The 4,474-nt window shown below is 65.9% G+C and carries 6 protein-coding genes; all 6 read left to right on the top strand.

Annotation, left to right across the window (positions count from 1 at the left end):
* Positions 1-311 precede the first annotated feature (311 nt).
* The 6 genes from ACFHPP_RS30510 (at position 312) to ACFHPP_RS30485 (ending at position 4,459) form a co-directional block, all read left to right on the top strand.
* Positions 312-518, top strand: a complete 207-nt coding sequence (locus ACFHPP_RS30510) for a hypothetical protein (RefSeq protein WP_437166992.1) — start codon at positions 312-314, stop codon at positions 516-518.
* A gap of 21 nt (positions 519-539) precedes the next feature.
* Entirely contained in the window at positions 540-776 is a 237-nt protein-coding gene (gene copM / locus ACFHPP_RS30505) for a CopM family metallochaperone (protein WP_437166993.1), read from the top strand.
* A 297-nt stretch (positions 777-1,073) separates the two neighbouring features.
* A complete protein-coding gene (locus ACFHPP_RS30500) occupies positions 1,074-1,199 on the top strand; it encodes a hypothetical protein (RefSeq protein ID WP_437166991.1) in 126 nt (41 codons plus the stop codon).
* A gap of 73 nt (positions 1,200-1,272) precedes the next feature.
* Positions 1,273-2,787: a multicopper oxidase family protein gene (locus ACFHPP_RS30495; protein WP_437166990.1), complete on the top strand. Its 1,515-nt coding sequence runs from the start codon at positions 1,273-1,275 to the stop codon at positions 2,785-2,787.
* Between the two features lie 263 nt (positions 2,788-3,050).
* Complete coding sequence (locus tag ACFHPP_RS30490) at positions 3,051-4,139, top strand: IS5 family transposase (protein WP_437166989.1); 1,089 nt, start codon at positions 3,051-3,053, stop codon at positions 4,137-4,139.
* On the top strand, positions 4,136-4,459 hold the full coding sequence (locus ACFHPP_RS30485; RefSeq protein WP_437166988.1) for a hypothetical protein: 324 nt from the start codon (positions 4,136-4,138) through the stop codon (positions 4,457-4,459). Before ACFHPP_RS30490 ends, ACFHPP_RS30485 begins: the two co-directional genes overlap by 4 nt.
* The last annotated feature ends 15 nt before the right edge of the window (positions 4,460-4,474 follow it).

The following is a 4,474-nucleotide window of genomic DNA, read 5'->3' as shown; positions in this document are numbered from 1 at the left end:
GCAGGCTGCGGAAATTCGCCGAAAAAGCCCTCGCCCCCACTTCTCATGGGGGAGAGGGCTGGGTGAGTAGGACGTGCAAGCGTCTGAACGCGTACACAACCTTCACGCCTCCCCCTCACCCAACCCTCTCCCCCCTGCGGGTGGAGAGCGCTTTTTCCGCAGCCTGCTAGAGCAGGCGCTGCGTGATGCGGGCTGGCAGGCCGAGCGCATCGCCGCCTGATCCCGCACAGCCATGTTTGTCATGCCGGTGTGACGCCGGAGACATGCACCGACTTGATGATGCAAATCGTTTAAAGGAAGGAAGTCATCTGATGCCTCGCAAATCCCTCATTCTGTCTCTCGCTGCCGGCCTGTTTCTCGGCGCTGGCCTCGGCTACGCCGTATCGCAAGGCATTTCTCCAGGGCATCCCATGCCGGACGGCACGATGATGCACGGCCAAATGCCGATGGCGCCTGGCCACATGCCCGGAATGCAGCACGCGCCGACCGCGCAGCAGCTGGGCGCAGCGGGCACTTAGTCCCCCTCGACCGTCGCCTTCCTGGCTGCGAACGAGAAGATGCACCGCGACATGGCCATCACTTTCACGGGCGATGCGGACCGCGATTTCGCGGCCTCCATGATCCCGCATCATGAGGGTGCGATCGCGATGGCTCGCATTCAGTTGGCGCACGGACGGGATGCGGCGATGCGCCGACTGGCCGAAGCCGTGATCCGCGAGCAGGAGCGGGAGATCATCGAATTGCGTGCCTTCTTGGCGCGTACACCTACGCGGTGACGCGCTGGGCCGACGTCATGCAGCGCCCTGCGCGCACTCAACTGGCTCTCGTGCGTCTGACGACACGGCTGCCCAAAAACGGAAGAGGACAGGATCATGAGGAAGCTCAGCAGTTTCACAACGGGAGCCATTCTGGCGCTCGGGGTGGCTGGGACGGCGCTCGCGCAAGCGCCAGCCCCTGCTGGTCCATCGACCGATCCCCACCATCCCGGAGCGCCCACCGGCGCTCCGCAGCCAGCGACGCCGCCAGCGCAGCACGGCGCGCCAGGTCCTGGCATGGCAGGCCCGGGTGCCGGGATGATGGGCGGCGACATGGGCCGCATGATGCAGCAGATGATGCAGAGCCGGATGGCGACCGCTTCGATGCAGCCCTTCCGCCGGATTGAGGGACATCTGGCCTTTTTCGCCGCTGAGCTGCGGTGATCACGCCCGGGCCGACGCCCGCGGCGTCCCATCGGCATTGATGAACGGGACGTGATGTTCCGAGGAGACGACCATGAACACCCTTTCGCGACGCGGCATTCTCGCCGCAAGTGCTGCCGCCATTGCTGCTGCACAGATGCCCCGTCTTACGTTCGCGCAGACGGTGGCCCCGATCACTCTGTCCGCCGCAACCCGCACGCTCGATATTAACGGTCGCGCGGCCACCGTCTTCGGCCTCGCCGGTCCCGGCGGCCAGGGCCTTGTCTTCGATCCCGGCAAAAGATTCAGGGTCGATCTGACCAACGACCTCGACGTTGGAACGATCATCCACTGGCACGGCCAGATCCCACCCAACGCGCAGGACGGCGTGCCAGACATACCGATGCCCGTTCTCGCGCCGGGAGAGACCCGATCCTACGATTTCGATGCCCGACCGGGCACCCACTGGATGCACAGCCATGTGCCGATCCAGGAGATGCAGTTGCTCGCGGCGCCGCTGATCGTTCGCACGCAGCAGGATCTCGCTGCCGACCGGCAGGAGGTTGTCATGTTCCTGCATGATTTCTCCTTCAAGTCGCCCGAGGAGGTTCTGGCCGAGATCAGCGGTGGCCTTGGCGGCGGCCACGGCGCAGGACATGGCGCAGGTGCAGATGCACCGCCCACGCAGGGCATGCGCATGGGCGGCATGAGCGCGATGCAGGGCATGGATCATGGCGCGAGGGGCGGCATGCAGATGCGCAACATGCCGGGAATGGGCGGCATGGCCATGGATCTGAACGATTATGAGTGGGACGCCTATCTCGCCAATGACCGGACCCTATCGGACCCCGAAATTGTCCAGGTCGAGCGCGGCGGACGCATCCGCTTGCGCGTGATCAACGCCGCCGCGGCGACGGTGTTCTGGATCGAGACCGGGGCGGCCCGGGCCAGACTCGTTGCGGTGGATGGCCATGCCATCCGGCCTCTCCCGGGCACGCGGTTTGGCTTGGCTATGGGTCAGCGGCTGGACATCGAAATCGACCTGCCGAGCGAAGTCGGTGCCTGGCCGATCCTCGCGCTGCGCGAAGGGGCACGCGAGCAGACCGGTTTGATCCTGTCCACGCTGGGTGCCGAAGTGCGGCGCCTTGAGGCTGTTGCGGACACTGAAGCGCCTGCCTTCGACACCGATCTTGCGCAGGAAGCGCGCCTCATCGGTCTCGATCCGCTGCCAGACCGGCCCGTTGACCGCAGCCACATGCTGATGCTGGGCGGCTCGATGCAGCCCTACGTCTGGACAATCAACGGGGCCGTCTGGGGCCAGCACCAACCGATCACCGCGCGCAGCGGCGAGCGCGTCGTGCTGTCGTTCCACAACATGTCGATGATGGCCCACCCAATGCATCTGCATGGACATGTGTTCCAGGTCGTCGGGTTGAAGGGGCGACGCGTTGCCGGTGCGCTGCGCGACACGGTTCATGTGCCGCCGATGTCGATGGTCGAGGTCGCCCTCGATGCGGGCGAAGCCGCGCGCTGGATGCTGCATTGTCACCACATGCCGCACCTCGCCTCGGGGATGATGACCGAGTTCGCGGTCACAGCGTCGGTCTGAGTCGGGCGGGGCGTTTGGATCGCGCGCCGCGGCGTTCTGACACCGACCATTTGCCGTGTTGTCCAGACCCATGCTTTCGCAAGGGCCGGACAGCCGCGGGGCGAGCGGAGCACCAGCGCCGCGGCCTCGCGAGCCCAGGTGCCGTCGAGTGCGTGACGATTCAGCCGCAGGGCCGGCGCCGCGCCTAACAGGCTGCTGAAATTCGGGCTGGCTAGTCGGCTTTGGACGTGATTCGCTGCTGTGGCTGGGCTTCAGGGGCGGCGATGCGTGGCAAGGACGAGGTCAGGGGATCGCTGTTCAGCTACGTGGACCTGGAGCGCCGGGTTGGCCCGGACCATCCGCTTCGTGTGATCCGCGGCATCGTCAACGCGGCACTGTGCGAGATGTCGGGCGAATTCGACGCGCTCTACCCGCCGACGGGGCGGGATTCCATTGCGCCCGAGCGTTTGCTGCGCGCCCTGCTGCTGCAGGCATTCTTCTCGATCCGCTCGGAGCGGCAACTGGTCGAGCGGATCGACTTCGATCTGCTGTTTCGCTGGTTTGTCGGCCTCGGCGTGGACGATCCGGTCTGGGATGCCACAACCTTCACCAAGAACCGCGACCGGTTGCTGGCGGGCGAGGTCGCGTCGCGGTTCCTGGCCAGTGTGCTGGCGCAGCCGAAGGTCCGGAAGTTGCTCTCTACCGAGCACTTCTCGGTCGATGGCACGCTCCTGGAAGCGTGGGCCAGCACCAAGAGCTTCCGGCCGAAGGATGGCTCCGGGCCGCCGCCAGATGCCGGGCGCAATGGCGAGCAGAACTTCCGCGGCCAGAAGCGCAGCAACGACACCCATGCCTCCACCACCGATCCCGATTCGCAGCTCTACCGCAAGGGGCCGGGCAAGGAGGCGAAGCTCTGCTTCATGGGCCATGCGCTGATGGAGAACCGCAACGGCCTGATCGTCGGTGCGCTTGCAACACGCGCCTCTGGCCATGCCGAGCGGCTGGCGGCGCTGCACCTGATGGAACCACATGCCGACCGTCCGCAGAAGGTCACGTTGGGCGGTGACAAGGGCTTCGACACGCGCGACTTCGTGGCTGAACTCCGCGAGATCAACGTCACCCCGCACCTGGCACAGAACACCAGCGGGCGGCGCTCAGCGATCGACGGCCGCACCACCCGCCATCCCGGCTATGCCATCAGCCAGCGGATCAGGAAGCGCATCGAGGAAGCGTTCGGCTGGGCCAAGACGGTGGCCGGGTTGCGCAAGGCACGGCACCGTGGCCTCGCCAAGATCGACTGGCAGTTCACCTTCGCCATGGCCGCCTACAACCTCGTCAGATTGCCGAAGCTCCTCGGAGCCGCTCCGTCATGACCGGCAAGGCACACCCGCTACTCGGCAAGTGGCGGATCACCAGCATGGATCTCTGGGACGCCGCGTTCATCGACCTCCTCGGGCCTGGATACATCCGGTTCGACGCGGACGGCGGCGGTGAATTCGCTTTCGGTGTGGTCCAGGGCGAGATCGACGGCCACCCCGGCGGCGAAAGCATCCACTTCACCTGGGAGGGCAGCGACGAGATGGACCAAGCCAGCGGCGACGGCGATGCCCAACTTGAGGCCGATGGCACCATCACCGGCGAGATACGCTTCCATCGCGGCGATGAATCAGCCTTCGCCGCCCGCCGCTGGTAGCTTTTCAGCAGCCTG

This window comes from Falsiroseomonas sp. E2-1-a20 (assembly GCF_051433195.1).
Taxonomy (GTDB): domain Bacteria; phylum Pseudomonadota; class Alphaproteobacteria; order Acetobacterales; family Acetobacteraceae; genus Falsiroseomonas.
This window is presented reverse-complemented; position numbering and strand designations above follow the sequence as displayed.